Here is an 18,347-nt window from a genome sequence, read left to right as displayed (position 1 = left end):
ACCATCGCCGCCCGTCGCCCTCAACGACGACGCCCCGGCGGACACGGCGAGAAAAGGAAAGCACACATGTTTACCGGAATCATTGGCGCCCTCGGCACCGTAGAATCCATCACCCCCATCGAAGGTAGCGACGCAGCCTACCTGACCCTCAACGCCGGTGACATCGTCGCCGACCTCGAACACGGTGGCTCCCTTGCCGTCAACGGTGTATGCCTCACCGCTATCGACCTCGACCAGTTGCAGCCCGGCCAGTTCCGCGCCTACGCGATGGGTGAGACTCTGCGCCGCACCAACCTCGGCAACCTGAACCCCGGCGACACCGTCAACCTGGAGCGCTGCCTACCCGCCGGTGGCCGCCTCGACGGTCACGTCGTGCAGGGTCACGTGGATGCGGTTGGTACCCTCGCATCCGTCACCGCGCACGAGGCGTGGAGCACCCTGCGTTTCAACCTGCCCACCGAACTGGCACCCCTGCTCGCTGAGAAGGGCTCCATCGCTGTTTCTGGCGTGTCCCTGACCGTCACCGCCGTTTCTGAGCCCGGCGAAACCCCCGCATGGTTCGAGGTCGGCCTGATCCCCGAAACCCTGAAGGCAACCAACCTCGGCGCCCTCAAGGTTGGCGACAGCGTGAACCTTGAGACCGATGCGCTCGCTAAGTACGTGCAGCGTCTGACCGCGTTCGCAGGCGTGCCCCAGGCTGACTCTGCACACTCCGGTGAGCAGGTTGCGCCGCGTCGCGCCGACGCCGCAAGCGTCCTCGACAGCGTGCAGACCGCAGTGGACGCTATCGCAGCAGGTCGCGCCGTGGTCGTCGTCGACGACGAAGACCGCGAAAACGAAGGCGACATCATCTTCGCCGCCGAGCGCGCAACCCCCGAGCTGATGGGCTTCATGATCCGCTACACCTCCGGCGTGGTCTGCGCACCCCTGAGCAACAAGCGTGCCGACGAGATGAACCTGCCGCCCATGGTAACCAACAACGAGGACCCCAAGGGCACCGCATACACCGTCTCCTGCGATGCGGCATCCGGCGTGAGCACCGGCATTTCCGCGGCAGATCGCGCACGCACCGTGCAGATCCTCGCGGATGCATCCTCGACCCCGGCGGACATCACCCGCCCCGGCCACATCTTCCCGCTGCGCGCCGTTGACGGCGGCGTGGCGGAGCGCCCCGGCCACACCGAAGCCGCAGTGGAACTCTCCCTCGCGGCGGGCCTTTCCGGCGTGGGCGTTATCGCCGAGGTCGTGCACGACGACGGCTCCATGATGCGTTTCGACGCACTGCGCGCCTTCGCAACCGAGCACAACCTGCCCATGATCTCTATCGAAGACCTCATCAAGTACGTAGCTAAGGCGTAGGAGAACGCATGAGCGAAACCCCTAACCCCCAGGCAACGCCGGGCACCCCCGCAGAGCTGAGCACCCCCGCAGAGCCGGGCGCCCTGGCCGAGCCGGTTGAGGCGCAGGCTGAAGAGCTCAGCGCCGAATCACTGCGCATCGCCTCCGAGCTTGCTGAAGGCTACCAACTCAGCCCCCTCGACATGGTGCCCAACCCCAGCCCGCTGCTGGTCGAAAGCACCGAAGAGGTTGCCGTACCCACCCCGCAGGGCCTGTTCGGTCTGCGCGCCTGGCGATTTGCGGACGGTGCCGAACACATCAGTGCCCGCGCCCTCGACCGTGACGGTACCCCCGTACCCGCCGAGGACGGGGGAGTGCCCGCGGTGCGCATCCACTCTGAATGCGCCACCGGCGATATCTTCGGTTCCTTCCGATGCGATTGCGGACCCCAGCTGGAGAACGGCCTGCGCATCATTGGCCGCACCGGCGGGTACCTCATCTACGTGCGCAACCACGAAGGACGCGGCATCGGCCTGGTCAACAAGCTCCGCGCCTACGCGCTGCAGGATGCCGGGCTCGACACCCTCGACGCGAACCTGGCGCTCGGCCTGGACGGCGACATGCGCGACTACTCGCAGGCGGCGCTAATCTTGCAGGAACTCGGCGTGAACGAGCTGAGGCTCGTGACCAACAACCCCGCCAAGCAGGAGGCGCTCGAAAGCCTCGGCCTGCAGGTCACCGAACTCATCCCGGACGAAATTCCCGCCCGAGTCGAGAACGCCCACTACTTGCAGACCAAGCGTGAGCGCATGCGCCACGTGCTCAAAAGCGCGTAGCGGCACAGAGTAGAAACCCCGCAGATAGCCCGCGGAACCCCTGCACACTAAACTTTTCAAAAACCCACAACCCACAAGGAGAACACAATGAGCGGCGTAGGCGCAGCAGACACCACCCTCAACCCCGAAGACTACAAGGGCTTCAAGCTCGCAATCGTAGCGGCAAGCTGGCACACCCAGGTCATGGACGGCCTCATCGACGGTGCGCAGCGTGCAGCACGCGACGCAGGCATCGAGCCGACCCTCGTGCGCGTTCCCGGCACCTTCGAGCTGCCCGTCGCAGCAACCCGCCTCGCTGAGAAGTTCGACGCAATTGTCGCGCTCGGCGTGGTCATCCGCGGCGGCACCCCCCACTTCGACTACGTCTGCCAGGGCGCAACCAACGGCCTGACCGACGTGTCCGTGCTGACCGGCCGACCCATCGGCTTCGGCGTGCTCACCTGCGACAACGAGCAGCAGGCACTCGACCGTGCAGGCCTGGAAAGCTCCAACGAAGACAAGGGCTACGAGGCGACCGCAGCGGCACTGCAGACCGCAGCAACCCTCAAGCAGTTCAGCAACTAACACGGCTGAACGGTACGCGGCTCAGTTTCACGAAGAGAACTATTGAATCTTCACCGTGGAACTGTGCCGCAGCACCGGTTAAACTGAAACAACGCGCGCACCGGGCTTACCGGGATTTATCAGGCATTATCGGGCGTCTATGGATCTGGCAAGTATGCGCCAGAGAGATACACACCGGCATATATGTCCCGGTACCCCATGTACCGGTAAAACCGCATGCACCGGTAAAACCCCGCGCGGCAGCTAAGGGACACAGCGCACCGACGCGCTCCCAACCCAACACCAAGGAGTACAGCAATGCAGGATTTGGGCACCATCACCCCCAGCCTCGAAGAATTCCGCGCCCGCGCAGCCGGCACCCGCGTCATTCCCGTACACATCAAAATCCTCGCCGACTCACTCACCCCCATCGGCATCTACCGATCCCTCGTACTCCAAAACGACCAGGGCGAACCCGTCGACGCAGCCCACGGCACCTTCCTGCTCGAATCCGCCAAAATCTCCGCAGAAGGCGAATCCGCAGCCTGGGACCGCTACTCCTTCATCGGCGCATCCTCTCGCTCCACCCTCACCACCGTTGACGGCGCAGTCCACTGGCAGGGCCGCACCCCCGCCGGCGCACCCGTCGACGGCGACCCCGTAGAAGCCATCGCAAAGACCCTGCAGATGCTCTACACCGAACCCGACCCGTCCCTGCCGCCGCTCACCTCCGGCCTGGTCGGCTACCTCGGCTGGGACGTTGTGCGCCACTGGGAGCACCTGCCCTTCCCGCCCGCCGATGACGTGAACCTGCCCGAATTCGCACTCAACATGGTCTCCGACATGGCAATTCACGACAACAAGGACGGCACCGTCCTGCTCGTCGCCAACGCCATCAACTTCAACGGCACCAGCGAAAACGTCGACGGCGCCTACGAGGATGCCGTTGCGCGCCTGCACAGCATGCTCCGCCGCTTGCAGCGCGGCGCCACCGCAACCACCTCCATTCTCTCCGGCGTGGCTGACGTTGACCGTAAGGTCCGCGAAGACGTCACCCTCACCTGGAGCGAACAGGGCTTCAAGGACGCCATCGACCGCTCCAAGAAGAACATCATCGACGGCGACGTCTTCCAGATCGTGCTCTCACGCCGATTCGAAGCCGAAACCAACGCCAAGCCCCTCGACGTGTACCGTGTACTGCGCCAGTCCAACCCCTCGCCGTACATGTACCTCTTCAACTTTGAAGACAGCAACGGCATCCCCTTCCACATCGTTGGTTCCTCACCGGAGGCGCTCGTCACCCTCAAGGACGGCATCGCCAGCACCCACCCCATCGCCGGTTCCCGCCCGCGCGGCGCAACCCGCGAAGAAGACCTCGCACTCGCCGAGGAACTGCTCGCCGACGAAAAGGAACGCTCCGAACACCTCATGCTCGTCGATCTGGCACGCAACGACCTCTCACGCATCGCCAAGCCCGGCACCGTATCCGTCGACCAGTTCATGATCATTGAGCGTTTCAGCCACATCATGCACATTTCCTCCGCCGTCAGCGCCGAACTCGACCCGCAGTTCAGCGCCTACGACGTGCTGCGTGTCGCCTTCCCGGCGGGCACCCTCTCCGGCGCGCCCAAGCCGCGCGCCATGCAGCTCATCGACGAATACGAACCCACCCGCCGCGGCGTCTACGGCGGCGTATGCGGCTACTTCGACTTCGCCGGCAACATGGACATGGCAATCGCCATCCGCACCGCCGTCCTCAAGGAAGGCACCGCCTACGTACAGGCAGGTGCGGGCCTCGTCATGGACTCCAACCCGGACTCCGAAACCCTCGAAACCGTCAACAAGTCCGCCGCCCCGCTGCGCGCCGTGCTGACCGCCTCCGGCCTGGCACCCCTGGACGCAGACGCAGCCGTCAACGCCACCAAGTAACCCAAGGAGACACCATGAGCACCGTTCTCGACGAGATTATTGTCGGCGTCCGCGAAGACCTCGCCGCCCGCGTACAGCAGGTTTCCCTCGAAGAAATGAAGAAGCGCGCCCTCGCAGCTGCACCTGCCCGCGACGCACTCGCCTCCCTACGCGGTGAGGTACCCGGCGGCGGCAACGGTACGACCGCACGCATTATCTCCGAGGTGAAGCGCTCCTCACCGTCCAAGGGCGCGCTCGGCGAAATCCCCGACCCCGCCGCGCTCGCCGCACGCTACGAGGCAGGTGGCGCCGCAGCGATCTCGGTACTCACCGAACAGCGCCGCTTCAACGGCTCCCTCGCCGACCTGGACGCTGTGCGCGCCGCGGTGAACATCCCCGTCCTGCGCAAGGACTTCACCGTCGACGAGTACCAGATTTGGGAGGCCCGCGCACACGGCGCTGACCTGGTGCTACTGATTGTGGCGGCCCTTGACGAGCAGACCCTGCGCGAGTTCCTGGAGCTCACCGAGTCGCTTGGCATGAACGCCCTCGTCGAGACCCACACCCCCGAAGAAATCGAGGTCGCCCAGCGCATCGGCGCCAAAATCGTCGGCATCAACGTGCGTAACCTCAAGACCCTCGAAGTCAACAACGAACACTACGCATCCCTCGCAGCGCACCTACTCAACTCTGTCATCAAGGTTGCCGAATCAGGTGTCGCCAGCATCGAAGACGTACGCGCCTACGCCGGCGCCAGTGCGGATGCGGTCCTCATCGGTGAAGCACTGGTACGCTCCGGCGACCCGGAAGGTACCGTGCGTGAATTCTCCAAGGTGCCTGTGACCCGATAAGGGTTGCTAAGAGATGGCGTATCGGACGCCGCTCGCGGGGGAGTGCCCCCTCTTCAGCGCCTGGGGGCGCTTCGAGGACGGAGCCCCCGCTTCGCGTGTCCGGTACGCCCTCTAGGTCGCCTATCCCATCAGAGGAAGATATAGATGGGTTGGTCTGGGGTCGGGTGTTGCTGTCGGCTCACCCGATTCTGGGGTTATTTATCCTGTTGGATTCTTTATCTATTTCTTGAACATAAGCCTGGTACGTGAAAAGCCGGTGCCTGCTTCGCAGCAGGCACCGGCTTTTCATATGTTATAGAGTGCTTAGCGGCCGGTATAGTCCGCGTCCGCAATATCCTTCGGCCAGCGCGCCTTACGGAACGGCGCCCACGTGAACGCCGCCGCCACCAACAACAAACCACTGGCAATGAACGCCGGAACAAAACCCCACGCATCCGCAATCAAACCAGCCACCAGCGGACCCAAAATCATACCAAAATCACTACACATCTGATACACAGCCAACACCTGGCCACCACTACGGCGAGTACCAATCACATCAGACACCGCAGCCTGAATCGACGGACCCATAAACGCCGCACCAATACCCAGACACGCCGTCAACGACACAAACACCCACGCCACCGGCGCGAAACCCATAAACGTCACCGCAGAACCCGCCAACAGCAGACCCGAAAACGCCATCACACGGCGACCAAAACGATCCGAAAAACGACCCGAGAACGTCTGCGTCAACGCATTACCAAACGAATTCGTCGCCATTGCCAACGAAGCCAACAGGGTACCCGCCACCGAATTCGACATGTCGCCGCCCGTCGCCAAATACGCCGCCGCCAACGGAATAATCGACGACTGCACACCAAACACCGACCAGCCAATCGCCCAGTTCGAAACCAATGCAGAACGGTAATTCGAGAACTTCAACGCGTCACGAACCGTCATTGCAGGCAGGTCACTCTTACCCGAAGCGCCGCCGGATGCAGCAGGCTTAGCCGCCTTGCCGGATGCGCCAGCCTGAGTGTCAGCAGGGGAGGGCACCGCCGACGGCAACACCCCGGTACCCTTACCCTCCGCTAGCGCCGCCGCCTCCATAATCGCGTCACGCTCCGCCTCCAGCGCCGCCTGCGACGGCATCAAGAACCACACAATCAGGCCCGCCGCCAGCAGCGAAAAACCATACACAATGAACGGAGCACGCATGCCAAAAGGCGCCAGTGCGCTCGCAATCACCGGGCCCAGCAGGTTACCCAGCAGGAACGCCGTCGCATAATAGCCCGAAATACGGCCGCGCATATGCGCCGGGGACAGGCGCACCAGCAGACCCATCGCAGAGACCGTGAACATGACCGAGCCGATACCCGCCACCGCACGCGAACCCAGCAGAACCCAATAATCCCAGGCGAACGCAATCATAAACGACGTCACCGACACAATCAGCATGCCAATCGTGTACACCGGACGTTCACCCCAACGGGTAATCATCTGACCCGCCGACGGCGCAAAAATCAGGCGCGTAATCGCCAACGCAGAAACCACCATCGTCGCCATAGTGACCGTGGCATTAAAATTCTGCGCATAGTTCGGCAGCACCGGCGCCACCAAACCAAAACCCACCGCAATCATGAACGACGCAGCAATCAGAACCTTCAAACCGGTGGGCACACGGTTCGGATCAATCGTGCCCGGGTCAAAAACAGGCGGTGTTTTGGCAGGGTTCCTCATACTCATCCTCGAAATCGTGCGGTGCCGTGCGGCAGTCGCGGGCCCCACCCGCAACTGCCCATCATGTGTTCGGCTAAAAAACTTAACAGTGTCCAGTCTACTCCGCCGACAGCCGGGCATGCGCGTCATCTCGACCAGCCAAACCGCCCAAACCGGTAAGCTAGTAGTGTGAATGAAACGATGATGATAATCTGCGCAATCGTGCTGGGTGTACTGGTTATCGCCGGTGTACTTTTCGCCGTTCTGCGCCGACCCAAGAAGACCGCGAACCTGCAGTCTTTGCGTCAGGAGGCGGCAGAAGCCTCCGGCGGATCGGCGGAAGAACCCGAAAGCTCGGCACCTCGCGCTATTGAACTTGATATGCCCGACCCGTCCGCGGGTCGCCTGGTGCGCCTGCGCGCCCGCCTGGCACGCTCCAACAACATGCTCGGCAAGGGCCTGCTGGCTCTGCTTTCTCGCGACCGCATCGACCAGGACGTCTGGGACGAAGTTGAGGAAACCCTGCTGCTCGCCGACCTCGGCTCTGAACCGACCACCCGCCTGGTGGAAGCGCTGCAGCAGCGCGTGCGCGTTGAGGGTACGAGCAACCCCGCCGCCGTGAAGAAGATGCTCCGCGAAGAGCTCGTGAAGATTGTTCGCCCCGACATGGACCGCGAACTGAAGACCGCCGGCAGCGACGGCAACCCCGGCGTGGTGCTGGTCGTTGGCGTGAACGGCGTCGGTAAGACCACCACGGTCGGCAAGATTGCCCGCGTGATGGTTGCTGACGGTCAGACCCTGCTCCTGGGAGCCGCGGATACGTTTCGTGCGGCCGCGTCTGAGCAGCTGACCACCTGGGGTGACCGCGTGGGCGTGAAGACCGTGCGTTCCGAGAAGGAAGGCGCCGACCCCGCATCCGTCGCGTTTGATGCCGTGAAGGCTGGCAAGGAACAGGGCGTTGACACCGTGCTCGTGGACACCGCGGGCCGCCTGCAGAATAAGTCCGGTCTGATGGATCAGCTCGGCAAGATTAAGCGCGTGATTGAGAAGGAAGCGCCGGTCACCGAGGTTCTGCTCGTTATCGACGCGACGACCGGCCAGAACGGTATGGTTCAGGCGAAGGTCTTCGGCGATATCGTGGATGTCACCGGTATCGTGCTGACCAAGCTCGACGGCACCGCAAAGGGCGGCATCGTGGTTGCTATCCAGGAGGAGCTCGGCGTTCCCGTCAAGCTCATCGGCCTGGGTGAAGGCCCGGACGACCTGGCGCCGTTCGACCCGGAAGCATTCGTGGACGCGCTGCTGGACTAACATCCTCTTTGCCTCTGCGCCGAGAAGCCACATGTGTTTCGAGAAGCCACCAAAGACGTGGCTTTTCGAAACACATGTGGCTTTTCGCTTACCTGAAAGGAAAGGGCATAGCCTGATTTACCCCGGGGTAAATTGCGAACAAGGGGTCGGCCCCCCACATCAGGAATAGTCTGAAGAGGACATATTGGATAGGTGGTCACTGCATTACAAGGCCACCCTGGAGAAAGGCATGATATGAACTGGTTGTCACAGTGGATTCACTCAACAACAACAATTCTGATGTGGGTGGGCGTAATTTTCCTCCTTGGGGCGGCTGCAATATCTGCTCTCCGGGGCTTGCTCGCTTCGATTCGTTATTTGCGAGCCACGATGAAGGGTGAGAAGTACGCGCAAGAATCGGACGACGAAGACCGTATCTCGAATTTCTCCATTTTGGGTACCCCGGATCTCATCATCAATGTCGTGATGGGCGGATTTATAGCTGTAGCGATGTGGGTGGTCATGTTACTGCGAGGTTCTGCAGAAGAAGCTTTGCAGTGGAGCGCGGCTATTATGGGATGGGCGATGCTACTGCTGGGCGTGACTGCAATGGTGCGTTGTTCCAAACGTGCACGGGCTAAGGGTAAGAAGATGAAGCCCAACGCCTTACTTGGTCTGATGTATGTGACTTCGTCCGGTACGGCTCTCAGCTCTACGCTGTCGAATGGCTTGCAGACGAGCGAACATTGGTCGATGGCTAATCTGATCCAGGCGGGGCTTTCGGCGGGTTCGACTGACGTGGACTTCGTGAACGGTGTTATGGGTGCATACGGTGTTCCGGGGTTGGTCACTCTGGCTGTGTATACCGTGCTGTTCTTTGTGTGGGGCCTGCTCGTTCCGGAAGTTCTGTTGCACTCTGTCTTCCTTGCAGGTAGTGCGCTGGGAGGTCGTGCTGTAATTGTTGGTTCAAAGTCGGAAAGTGCGCAGCGTCTTTTCACGGTGAGTATAGCTCTCTACCTGGCGATGTTCCTGGTATCGAGTGGTTTGTCGGCTAGGTAGCCGCCTCTCTACTCGCTGAGAAGCCACATGTGTGTCGAAAAGCCACATTTTTAGTGGCTTCTCGAAACACATGTGGCTTTTCGCGGTTAAGTTTGGGGTACCCCAGCAGCACGTAGCACCTGCAGGGCCCGCCTCGGACGGTAAATAGCATCCTTAGCAGAAACGCGGACGACAGCATACCCCGCGTGGAGTAGCCGATCCTGTCGATTCTTCTCCCGAACCAGGTCCTCTTTGGCGTTGTATTTGACGTTGCCGTCTACCTCCAGAATGACGGGCCTGCCGTGGAGGCTAGTGGCGTGTAGCAGAAAGTCCACTCGATAGGCATGACCTTCGCAGATGATGGTTTCTTGCTGCTTGTATCGGATTCCCTGGTCATCGAGAAGTAACCGCATGCAGGTTTCAGCAACGGATTCTGAACGTGGGCTGAGCTCATGTCCGACGAGGCGGGCGGTGCGGCATCCGCGGCCTGATGCAGATGAGAGCTCTTTCTTGAGCTCTTCGTAGGTGAGCATATCCGGTTCCTGAGCGAAGCGTTGAAGGGCGCTTTCGGCTAGAACGAGCCCGTCGCGAAAGGGGAGCGTTTTCACGCAAATGGTGATAGCTGTTAGCGGTGTGACGGTGGGGATCCCTTCGGGCGTGTACACGATGGGGCTGTCCGCGGTGAGGGTGTCTTGGATGCGTTGGATGTTTTCTCGGCGGCCGCCTCCGGCTCCTCGTACTTGAACGTGACGTGGTGGGCTGAGGGAGGAGATACCCCAGGCGATGGCGGCGCTTTGAGCGGCGAGGATGTTGGCGGGGTATTCGTTGAGGTGGGCGAGCATGCACACGTAGTGCTGGTCGTTGGGATGTAGGTTGTTCCAGGTTTGGGTGGGGAGAAGGTGCCCTTTTGAGATGCGGGTGAGTTCGCCGCGATTGAGGGCGTGGCTTAGGGTGATTCGCGTGTGGGTGGCTGAGGTGATGAGTTCGGTGCGGGTGCGTATCATCGTTGATAGTTCTTCTCTAGTAATCATGCTTTAATTGCATCAAATGAGAGTATATTTGTTCAAGTGTTACGTTTAGTTATTACGCCGAAAAGCCACATGTGTTTCGAAAAGCCACGTTTTTGGTGGCTTTTCGAAACACATGTGGCTTCTCGACGAGAGGGGTGTGGATAAGTTGAGTGAATACGGCCCGGCATCTCATCTGCAGGATGCTACTTGTTAATCTGCGAAATCAGATGTTCAGCAAGCGCGGGCTGGCATGCTACGCATCCCATGATCGCCAGGATGATGCTTACACCCGCTTCCTGCAGAGGAAAGTGAAGCTCAAAGCCGCGGTAACGCGCACAGGCGGCGTTCAGAATACGCCAGTAGCAGCGTACAAGAATCTGAACCATAAGCATGGTGGCGAGCAAATTCAACATCAGTAAAGTGAACCCGGTGAATCCGTACGTTGCATTGACGGCTTCAATGAACCGTGCAAAGAAAACACCCTGCTGATGGGAACTCATATAGCCAGTGATAACGGTGTGAATGGTGGACATGTTGTACTTGCCGGAACCATTGAGGGACACCCAGATCCATGCAGTGATGGCCAACAGAATACCCGGGTAGAGCATATACATCAGAGCATTAATGCTGGTTTCGGTACCCGACTGCGCATACTTCTTGATGAGCAAACCAGCCATGGCGAGGCAAAACACCCAGCAGATGATGAGGGTCAGGTTGACATTAGGCCAGCTAACGAGAAACGCTGCCGCGGCAAACAGTGCGATGAATACCGCGACAAGGCCGAAGCCGAAGGTGTCTTCATTGCTTGCCTGCCCCTTCTTGGAAGGTGCATGGTTGTGCGTGTGCTGGCTGTTGTCGATGGTGGTGCGGTTACCGTCGCCGCTAATGGCTGCGGAGCCGTTGCCTACCTGCTGGTGGGTGTTGTGTACGCGGTTGCCATTGCCGTTGATGGTGCCGACGCTGAGCTTCTGAGTGGTATTTCCGGCTCCGGGGGTGGCGGCTGCCTTCTTGGCGTCCTTACGTGCTGCACCGAGCTTTACCCAGGCGGTTGCGGTTCCCGCGATGGCGGTAATCGGCGGGGCAGCAGCTCCAATAATGGACAGGACTTCTTCAAAGGACAATTTGTTCTCCTTATAGGTGGTAGTTGATTTGGTCAGTGCTGATAAGCCACTTGTGTTTCGAGAAGCAACATGTTTGGTGGCTTTTCGAAACACTTGTGGCTTCTCGGCGGGGGGGGGAGGCGTTACTCGGCCTTCAGCGGGAAGCTCGCCGTCTTGAGCGACCCCTTAACAGCACTCCAGTTGATGTTGTAGCGGCCACCGTAACCGGCGTGGAACCAGCCGTTCTGCTTCCCGAACTCGGTGAGGTCTACGAGGCTCTCGGCAATCAGCTTCTTCGACTCGGGGTCGTAGATCTGAACATCCTCGTGGTCGGTGCCCCAGTGCATACTGCAGGCCACCTGAAGTGCGAGGACCTGGCGGCTGAGCTTCACGCCTGCGTTGTACATCGGCAGGGAGATGAAGGTGTAGCCATTAAATTCGTGCTGGTTTGCCTCCTCGTAATTCTCGGTAGCTCAATCATGGGGGAGCGTATCGGGGGAGGCAGCTTCCGCCGGCGGGTTGATGAATGCGCGGATGCGCTGAGTCAAGGTGGGGCTCATAATGTGCTCCTTTGGTTGTTGCTGCCCCGGCCCGTTTGGGTCTGCACCGGGGCAGATGGGTTGGTGGCCGTGCAGTGACTTTGTACCTCCATGATAGGGTGAGGGTTTAGGGGTGCTGAGATTTTTGGTTTACCCCGGGGTAAGCGAAAAATTGTCGAACTAGGGGCGGGGGGGGGAGAGAGAGGGAATATATTCTTTGAATTCCTGCGAGCGGGCGCTTCTTAGCAGTCTCCAGAAGCCACATGTGTTTCGAAAAGCCACCAAACATGTTGCTTCTCGAAACACATGTGGCTTTTCGCGGTTAATGCAGGGGTAATGACGACGGGCAGCATACGATTCGGGGCTCTGGGATATTCTGAAATTAGAAGATGCGTAGAAAGAAGGCGCACAGGACCCTCAAACAGGCCTGAACATCGCACACCATACAACCCAGTTCACCCCGAACCTCAGCGAAGGAGCCACCATGGCAGCCACCCTCCCTGGAACTCTTCCTGACCCCAACTACCGGCCCACCTACCGCTCCAATGGCGCGTGCGACGACCTCGCCCAGCTCGTTGCGCCGTACAGCCTTTCGCGTACCCAGCTTGCTGAGGCTAGCGGCATCGCTGATGAGGCGACCGTGAACAGCTGGATTGAGCAGTGCTACCCTGACCTCGCTGCGGATGCTCCCGTGCCCCTCGAGCCCGTGCTGCGGTACCTGGACGACACCTACCTGCCCGATCCCGCGAACTGGCCCGGCAGCAACGCCTACGACGAGTTCGTCCTCGAGAATATTGCCGCACGCATGCTGGCACGCGTTGTTGCTGACACTTTCGGCGCTGACCGTTCGGGCAACTACCGCGAACTTCTCGCGCTCATTGCAACCCTCGTGCTCCTGGCACGCTACGGTGAAGGCGCCGATGAGGATTTCCTGACCCTGCTCAACTCTGAGCCCACCGCGGAAGCGGAAGAGTACCTGCAGGAGGCTATCGCAAACGCCCCCGAGTCCCTGCACCCCCTCCTGACCGAGCTTCTGCTGCCCGCCCTGCGTGAGGCGCGCGGCACCTTCACCGCCACCGAGGCGCAGCTGCTGACCGGTTACGCGCTCGCCGCCGGATACTATGCGGGTGAGCACCCCTACGAGACCCTGAACGGCATCCACGTGTCGCTGGCAGATGCAGACCGCGCGCTGCCCGATGATGAGCTGATGAGCCGTGTTGAGGACGTCCTCAAAGCTAACTTTTCCGCCGCTCGAGCGGAAGCCGGTACTGCTGACGAGAACCAGGAGCCGAGCAACTTCATTTTGCCCGCTAATCGGGAGGGCTACGAGGTTGCCGCGCACCTGATTGTCGCCCTGCCGCAGGCGCACAAGGTTATCGCTTTTAGCGCCCCTGAGGGTGATGACGCGGAGGGGCACGCTGACGACCGCCGCGCCGCTTTCACCCTGTACCTGTGCTATCTGCTTCTGGGTGATGACGAGTCTTTGGAGCAACATGCCGCGGAGCTGTACCGCGCCAGCCGCGAGAAGTAGGTTTTCACGCCTTATGGATACTTTGAATCTGTAGGCGCTCTACCCGCAGACGCTGAAAAGCCACATGTGTTTCGAGAAGCCACGTTTTTGGTGGCTTCTCGCTGTTAAAGGTGGTATGGGTGGGCGCCTACACTGCTTGCCTACACAGCTACGGGCTGTTCCGCGCGAATCGCGCTATAGGTCGCGTCGCTGACGGCCACGCCGTACTGGTTGGAGGCGAGGTGCAGGATCTCCTCAACGGTGTAGATGCGGAACACGCCGCCTCCGGTTGCCTTAGCGTATTCACGCAACAGCTGACGGTTTGCAAGCTGGCGCACGGGTTCGCCGCCCGATGCGGCGCGTACCTGCTGACCGTTGCGCAGCCAGGTGTCGCGCACACCGCCGGTGACGAAGACGCAGTCGGTGCCCTTCACGCGGGTGGTTGCTTCGGTAACGCACTGGTTCCAGAGCGCGAAGTCGGCGTCAAAGCTGGCGTTAGCGAGCAGCGGGTGGCCCTGTGCGAGGGCTTCGCGGCACTGCTGTTCGTGGCGTTCGGGGCTGGGTGCTGCACCCACGTGTCCGGTGAAGATGCGGTTCAGTCGCGGCAGAATCGTGTCGTCTTCGCGGCGTGCCACGTTGATGGATCCGGTGTCGGTGGTGGGTTCGAGGATCCTCATAATCTGCGCGATGGAGTGGTCCAGCTGGTGCGTGACTGAACGCAGTGCGCTCCAGGGGGAGTTGCGTTCTTCGGGCAGGGTTTCTTTGAAGGATGCGAGTGCTGAGCGGACGCGGTCTGCGGCGGCGGGTACGGGGGAGGCGCCGTCGAGTGCTGCCCAGAATTCTTTGAGTGCCTGGTGGGGGAGGAAGGCGTGTCCGCGGAGCTGCGAGTAGGCGCGGAGGATTTCGTCGCTAATGTGGGTTGGGTAGTTGTAGAGGCTTGCAAGCGCGGTGGAGTCGAAGGCGACGAGAATTCCGGGGTGAATGGAAGTCAGCGGTTTGCGGTCGAGTTCCTTGTACTCAACGAAGTCTGAGTACAGGGTGCGTGCTTGACGGGTGATTGACATGAATCCCCTCCGGGTATCGAGTATGGTCGGTCAAATGCGAGTGCCGGAGAAGTCGAGGAGAATAATCCATTCCAGTGTATCGGCCTTCTTTGGCAGGTGATGGAGTTTCGGTATAAATATTTTGTTTATTACGTTTTTATCTAACCCGATGACGTGTTAGTGCATGTCAGAGTCATTTTCGGGTCTATGTTTTAGGTGTGAATTTCACCGCGTGACCTCTATGTTGTGCGGTTTTGTTTTCATAGTTATGAGTAGTATAGAACAAAAACATGCATTAAGGTGTAAAATCCGCGTGGTGGCTCCAAAATGACGAAAGAAAACTCCCCCCACCTGCACATAGGACGCATATAACACGCGGGGGACAAGGCGAGAAAGTAGATGAACATTTATTCCCTCCTGTAGACTTTAAGTGATTCAAATTTGATAAAGGAGAAGAGTAATGTCAGAGCTGACCACTCAAAACCAGGCGGAGGAGCAGGCCCCGTCCCGCACTGTTGTCGTAGCAGAAGACGAAGCACTGATTCGCCTCGACATCGTTGAAATTCTGAAGGACCAGGGTTTCGATGTTGTTGCAGAAACCGATAACGGCAAGACCGCCGTCGAGCTAGCGCAGAAGCACCGCCCCGACCTCGTCCTCATGGATGTGAAGATGCCGATTATGGACGGCATCACCGCAGCTGAAGAAATCGCGAAGGAGCATATTGCTCCCGTCGTTCTGCTGACCGCCTTCAGCCAGAAGGAACTCGTTGACCGTGCCGTTGAGGCAGGCGCTATGGCGTATGTCGTCAAGCCGTTCTCCCCGAACGACCTGGTTCCCGCAATCGAGGTGGCAATCAGCCGCTACGAGCAGATTCGCGCCCTCGAGAAGGAAGTTGGTACCATCCGCGACCAGTTCGAGACCCGCAAGCTGGTTGACCGCGCAAAGTCGCTGCTCATTACCAAGATGAACCTGACCGAGCCGGAAGCCTTCCGTTGGATTCAGAAGACCTCCATGGACCGTCGCCTGTCCATGCGCGAAGTTTCCGACACCATCATCAAGCAGCTCTCCTAAATACGAGACGTACATAGTACATATCGGTATAGGTGCGAACGTACGCTACGGCGAAGACTAGGATTCGCCCGTATGCGCCTTCAACTGGTCAGAATCTGACCAGCACCTTTTCATGACACACTAACGCCCCATCCCTCACAATGAAGCTGAGGGACGGGGCGTTAACGTTTAACTTCTGAAGCTCGCACCCTGCCGGGGCAGTCGGAGCGTTTCTACGCCGGTACTGCAGGCAACCCAACGCTGCAAGAGGTGCAGCGTCAGACGGGCTTAGCGCAGGTAGCGGTTCAAATCGTCGTCGTTATTGTTCGGGCCGCTAATGGGGCGGTCCGTCGGGGAGCCAGCCCAAAGCATTCCGCCGGTACCGAGCATCACACCCAGCCACCAGAAGGTGCCGGGGTTGTTAATCGCGGTGACCAGGCACACCAGCATCACGCCGATTGCGATGGGCAGGACAATGCGCTTGGCGCGCACAATCTTCGGGTAACGCTTGAAATAGGGGGTGCGCTCGCGGGCCATGGTGCTCCTTCTGGTCGTACCTTCTGGTGGGTGTTGGCGGGGTGCCGTGTACCCCGTGCTTCTACGATTTTAGGCTACTTGCTGAAGTTGTAGGACGTTAGGCGGTGGGAGTTTAGGCGGTGGGGCGGGGGATCAGCATGTTGGTGATGCGCGCGGTGCAGGTGGTACGGCCGCGCTCATCCACAATGTCGATGGTGTGGATGCACAGGGTGCGTCCGAGCTTGACGGCGGTGCAGGTTGCGGTGACCACGCCGGAGACTGCTGGGCGCACGTGGGTTGCGTTGATGTCCACGCCGACTGCTACGAGGTTTTCGCCGCCGTGCACGCCTGCGGAGAGGGAGCCGAGGGTCTCGGCGAGGACCACGTTGGCGCCGCCGTGCAGCAGGCCGATGGGCTGGGTGTTACCGGCGACGGGCATGGTCGCGACGGTGCGTTCTGCGGTGAGTTCCTGGAACTTAATGCCCATGGCGGGGATGAGCTCACCCAGACCGCGGGGGAAGTAGGAATGCAGGTGCTCGGGGATGCCGCTCTCGGTCAGCTGCGCCTTGATTTCTTCTGCGGTGAGGGTGGTGGGCGCTGCCGCGCGGACGGGTGCGTGGTGTGTGTTGTTTTCAGTCATGACTTCCAGTGTACTCCTCGGTTTTTGTTGCTTTTGGCGGGATAGCTTTTCGCGAGTGCTTCCGGGTACGGGTCAGCCCCGCCTCCTGAACTCAGGAGGCGGGGCTGAAAAACGCTATGGAAGCGGAGAGGATTAGGCGGAAATAGCTTCTGCCTTTTCGATGTCCTCGTCGCGGATTTCCTTATCGGGGTTCACGCCGCTTGCCTTGGAGATACGCTCGGTCAGGGCTGCGATGGTCGCGTCACCGGTCACGTTGGTTGCGGTGCCGAAGGAGTCCTGAGCCAGGTACAGGGCAATCATCAGGGCAATCATGGAGGCATCGAAACCAAGCATGGACTGCAGCAGACCGATTGCAGTCATCACGCCACCGCCGGGAACGCCGGGAGCGGCAACCATCATCACGCCGAGCACCAGAATCATGGGGATCAGGCTACCGAAGTCGGGGTGCTGACCGGTCATGAACAGCACTGCCACCGAGCAGGAGGTAATGGTAATCATGGAGCCGGAGAGGTGAATGGTCGCGCACAGCGGAATCGCGAAGTCCACCACGCGGGGGGAGATGCCAGCCTTCTTCGCCGAACGCACGGTCACCGGGATGGTCGCAGCCGAAGACTGGGTACCGATTGCGGTGAAGTATGCCGGGAGCATGGTCTTGAGCATCTGGATGGGGTTGCGGCGAGAAATCGCGCCAGCCACCGAGTACTGCAACGCCAGGGTGACCCAATGCAGAATAATCACCATGACGAACACAAGACCGAAGACGGAGAGGATCTTCGCCACCTGACCGGCGAGGGTCATGTTTGCGAACACGCCCACAATGTGCACCGGCAGCAGGGGGATAATCACGTAGCCGAGCATCTTCTCAACGATGACCTGGAAGTCCTCGAAGAGGTTCAGCATCGCACGGGTCTTCAGGGCAGTAATGCCCAGGCCCAGGATGAAGGAGAGAATCAGTGCGCTCAGCACGCCCATAATCGGGGTCAGCTCGAAGGAGATGTAGCCCTTGGACAGTGCGTTCTCGGGGTTATCGAAGGAGGCGAGCTGCTGACCCTTCAGGATGATGGGGTAGAGCAGTAGTGCGCAGGTCAGTGCCAGGAAGCCAGCAAGGATGCTGGAGATGTACGCCAGACCCACGGTGATGCCGAGCATCTTGCCTGCACCCTGCGCGAGGGAACCAATGCCGGGCACGATGAAGCCGATAATAATCAGCGGAATCGCGAAGCTCAGGAAGGCACTGAACACGGTGGAGAAGGAGACGAAGAGCTGCACAATGAAATCGGTGGGGATGGCTGCGCCGGTTGCGTCATTGATGCCGCTAATCATTCCGGGGGTCAGCATGCCAATGAGCACACCCGATGCGATCGCGATGATAATCCACGCGAGGAGGGGAAGTTTTTTGAGTGCCTTCATAGTTTCCTAAATGAGGGTTCGTT

The 18,347-nt window shown here is 60.1% G+C and carries 17 protein-coding genes; 9 read left to right on the top strand and 8 right to left on the bottom strand.

Annotated features, from left to right (window positions below; genetic code table 11):
* Positions 1 to 66 precede the first annotated feature (66 nt).
* From ribB to trpC, 5 genes are all read left to right on the top strand, one after another.
* Positions 67 to 1,359: a 3,4-dihydroxy-2-butanone-4-phosphate synthase gene (gene ribB, locus HMPREF2927_RS07790; RefSeq protein WP_070686951.1), complete on the top strand. Its 1,293-nt coding sequence runs from the start codon at positions 67 to 69 to the stop codon at positions 1,357 to 1,359.
* 8 nt (positions 1,360 to 1,367) lie between these two features.
* Positions 1,368 to 2,174 (top strand): GTP cyclohydrolase II, encoded by an 807-nt coding sequence (locus HMPREF2927_RS07785; protein ID WP_070686949.1) that lies wholly within the window; start codon positions 1,368 to 1,370, stop codon positions 2,172 to 2,174.
* 87 nt (positions 2,175 to 2,261) lie between these two features.
* On the top strand, positions 2,262 to 2,738 hold the full coding sequence (gene ribH, locus HMPREF2927_RS07780) for a 6,7-dimethyl-8-ribityllumazine synthase (protein ID WP_070686947.1): 477 nt from the start codon (positions 2,262 to 2,264) through the stop codon (positions 2,736 to 2,738).
* A gap of 297 nt (positions 2,739 to 3,035) precedes the next feature.
* On the top strand, positions 3,036 to 4,646 hold the full coding sequence (locus HMPREF2927_RS07775; protein ID WP_070686945.1) for an anthranilate synthase component I: 1,611 nt from the start codon (positions 3,036 to 3,038) through the stop codon (positions 4,644 to 4,646).
* 14 nt (positions 4,647 to 4,660) lie between these two features.
* Positions 4,661 to 5,476, top strand: coding sequence for an indole-3-glycerol phosphate synthase TrpC (gene trpC / locus HMPREF2927_RS07770; protein ID WP_070686943.1), 816 nt, complete (start codon positions 4,661 to 4,663; stop codon positions 5,474 to 5,476).
* 303 nt (positions 5,477 to 5,779) lie between these two features.
* Here the strand turns inward: trpC and HMPREF2927_RS07765 are convergent, their stop codons facing one another.
* Positions 5,780 to 7,198: an MFS transporter gene (locus HMPREF2927_RS07765; protein WP_070686942.1), complete on the bottom strand. Its 1,419-nt coding sequence runs from the start codon at positions 7,196 to 7,198 to the stop codon at positions 5,780 to 5,782.
* Positions 7,199 to 7,378: 180 nt separating this feature from the next.
* Here HMPREF2927_RS07765 and ftsY point away from each other — a divergent pair, with 180 nt between their 5' ends.
* Both ftsY and HMPREF2927_RS07755 read left to right on the top strand, forming a co-directional pair.
* A complete protein-coding gene (ftsY, locus tag HMPREF2927_RS07760) occupies positions 7,379 to 8,488 on the top strand; it encodes a signal recognition particle-docking protein FtsY (protein ID WP_044150495.1) in 1,110 nt (369 codons plus the stop codon).
* Between the two features lie 234 nt (positions 8,489 to 8,722).
* A complete protein-coding gene (locus HMPREF2927_RS07755; protein WP_070686940.1) occupies positions 8,723 to 9,526 on the top strand; it encodes a hypothetical protein in 804 nt (267 codons plus the stop codon).
* An 86-nt stretch (positions 9,527 to 9,612) separates the two neighbouring features.
* On the opposite strand, the gene HMPREF2927_RS07750 is transcribed toward HMPREF2927_RS07755, so the two are convergent.
* The 3 genes from HMPREF2927_RS07750 to HMPREF2927_RS07740 all read right to left on the bottom strand — a co-directional run bounded on the left by HMPREF2927_RS07750 (position 9,613) and on the right by HMPREF2927_RS07740 (position 11,962).
* Positions 9,613 to 10,509, bottom strand: coding sequence for a hypothetical protein (locus HMPREF2927_RS07750; protein ID WP_070686938.1), 897 nt, complete (start codon positions 10,507 to 10,509; stop codon positions 9,613 to 9,615).
* 209 nt (positions 10,510 to 10,718) lie between these two features.
* A complete protein-coding gene (locus HMPREF2927_RS07745; RefSeq protein WP_070686936.1) occupies positions 10,719 to 11,636 on the bottom strand; it encodes a hypothetical protein in 918 nt (305 codons plus the stop codon).
* 122 nt (positions 11,637 to 11,758) lie between these two features.
* Entirely contained in the window at positions 11,759 to 11,962 is a 204-nt protein-coding gene (locus tag HMPREF2927_RS07740; RefSeq protein ID WP_168165231.1) for a hypothetical protein, read from the bottom strand.
* 676 nt (positions 11,963 to 12,638) lie between these two features.
* Here HMPREF2927_RS07740 and HMPREF2927_RS07735 point away from each other — a divergent pair.
* Positions 12,639 to 13,685 (top strand): glycosyltransferase, encoded by a 1,047-nt coding sequence (locus tag HMPREF2927_RS07735; RefSeq protein ID WP_070686931.1) that lies wholly within the window; start codon positions 12,639 to 12,641, stop codon positions 13,683 to 13,685.
* Between the two features lie 140 nt (positions 13,686 to 13,825).
* On the opposite strand, the gene HMPREF2927_RS07730 is transcribed toward HMPREF2927_RS07735, so the two are convergent.
* A complete protein-coding gene (locus HMPREF2927_RS07730) occupies positions 13,826 to 14,728 on the bottom strand; it encodes a PIN-like domain-containing protein (RefSeq protein ID WP_070686929.1) in 903 nt (300 codons plus the stop codon).
* Between the two features lie 439 nt (positions 14,729 to 15,167).
* Here HMPREF2927_RS07730 and HMPREF2927_RS07725 point away from each other — a divergent pair, with 439 nt between their 5' ends.
* Positions 15,168 to 15,779 (top strand): ANTAR domain-containing response regulator, encoded by a 612-nt coding sequence (locus HMPREF2927_RS07725; protein WP_070686927.1) that lies wholly within the window; start codon positions 15,168 to 15,170, stop codon positions 15,777 to 15,779.
* Positions 15,780 to 16,046: 267 nt separating this feature from the next.
* Here HMPREF2927_RS07725 and HMPREF2927_RS07720 read toward each other — a convergent pair whose 3' ends face one another.
* The 3 genes from HMPREF2927_RS07720 to HMPREF2927_RS07710 form a co-directional block, all read right to left on the bottom strand.
* Positions 16,047 to 16,295, bottom strand: a complete 249-nt coding sequence (locus HMPREF2927_RS07720; RefSeq protein WP_070686925.1) for a hypothetical protein — start codon at positions 16,293 to 16,295, stop codon at positions 16,047 to 16,049.
* 112 nt (positions 16,296 to 16,407) lie between these two features.
* Positions 16,408 to 16,914, bottom strand: coding sequence for a PaaI family thioesterase (locus HMPREF2927_RS07715; protein ID WP_070686923.1), 507 nt, complete (start codon positions 16,912 to 16,914; stop codon positions 16,408 to 16,410).
* A gap of 132 nt (positions 16,915 to 17,046) precedes the next feature.
* Positions 17,047 to 18,324 (bottom strand): dicarboxylate/amino acid:cation symporter, encoded by a 1,278-nt coding sequence (locus HMPREF2927_RS07710; RefSeq protein ID WP_070686921.1) that lies wholly within the window; start codon positions 18,322 to 18,324, stop codon positions 17,047 to 17,049.
* Positions 18,325 to 18,347 lie beyond the last annotated feature (23 nt).

Origin of the sequence: Rothia sp. HMSC061E04, from assembly GCF_001813685.1 — a bacterium.
GTDB classification, from domain to species: domain Bacteria; phylum Actinomycetota; class Actinomycetes; order Actinomycetales; family Micrococcaceae; genus Rothia; species Rothia mucilaginosa.
Note: the sequence above shows the minus strand (reverse complement) of the source record. Positions and strands in the feature narration are given on the sequence as shown.

What these genes read in the sequence shown, in the direction of transcription:
- ribB (WP_070686951.1), top strand. Translation starts at nt 67, where the DNA reads ATGTTTACCGGAATCATTGGCGCCCTCGGCACCGTAGAATCCATCACC.
- HMPREF2927_RS07785 (WP_070686949.1), top strand. Translation starts at nt 1,368, where the DNA reads ATGAGCGAAACCCCTAACCCCCAGGCAACGCCGGGCACCCCCGCAGAG.
- ribH (WP_070686947.1), top strand. Translation starts at nt 2,262, where the DNA reads ATGAGCGGCGTAGGCGCAGCAGACACCACCCTCAACCCCGAAGACTAC.
- HMPREF2927_RS07775 (WP_070686945.1), top strand. Translation starts at nt 3,036, where the DNA reads ATGCAGGATTTGGGCACCATCACCCCCAGCCTCGAAGAATTCCGCGCC.
- trpC (WP_070686943.1), top strand. Translation starts at nt 4,661, where the DNA reads ATGAGCACCGTTCTCGACGAGATTATTGTCGGCGTCCGCGAAGACCTC.
- HMPREF2927_RS07765 (WP_070686942.1), bottom strand. Translation starts at nt 7,198, where the DNA reads ATGAGGAACCCTGCCAAAACACCGCCTGTTTTTGACCCGGGCACGATT.
- ftsY (WP_044150495.1), top strand. Translation starts at nt 7,379, where the DNA reads ATGATGATAATCTGCGCAATCGTGCTGGGTGTACTGGTTATCGCCGGT.
- HMPREF2927_RS07755 (WP_070686940.1), top strand. Translation starts at nt 8,723, where the DNA reads ATGAACTGGTTGTCACAGTGGATTCACTCAACAACAACAATTCTGATG.
- HMPREF2927_RS07750 (WP_070686938.1), bottom strand. Translation starts at nt 10,509, where the DNA reads ATGATACGCACCCGCACCGAACTCATCACCTCAGCCACCCACACGCGA.
- HMPREF2927_RS07740 (WP_168165231.1), bottom strand. Translation starts at nt 11,962, where the DNA reads ATGCACTGGGGCACCGACCACGAGGATGTTCAGATCTACGACCCCGAG.
- HMPREF2927_RS07735 (WP_070686931.1), top strand. Translation starts at nt 12,639, where the DNA reads ATGGCAGCCACCCTCCCTGGAACTCTTCCTGACCCCAACTACCGGCCC.
- HMPREF2927_RS07730 (WP_070686929.1), bottom strand. Translation starts at nt 14,728, where the DNA reads ATGTCAATCACCCGTCAAGCACGCACCCTGTACTCAGACTTCGTTGAG.
- HMPREF2927_RS07725 (WP_070686927.1), top strand. Translation starts at nt 15,168, where the DNA reads ATGTCAGAGCTGACCACTCAAAACCAGGCGGAGGAGCAGGCCCCGTCC.
- HMPREF2927_RS07720 (WP_070686925.1), bottom strand. Translation starts at nt 16,295, where the DNA reads ATGGCCCGCGAGCGCACCCCCTATTTCAAGCGTTACCCGAAGATTGTG.
- HMPREF2927_RS07715 (WP_070686923.1), bottom strand. Translation starts at nt 16,914, where the DNA reads ATGACTGAAAACAACACACACCACGCACCCGTCCGCGCGGCAGCGCCC.
- HMPREF2927_RS07710 (WP_070686921.1), bottom strand. Translation starts at nt 18,324, where the DNA reads ATGAAGGCACTCAAAAAACTTCCCCTCCTCGCGTGGATTATCATCGCG.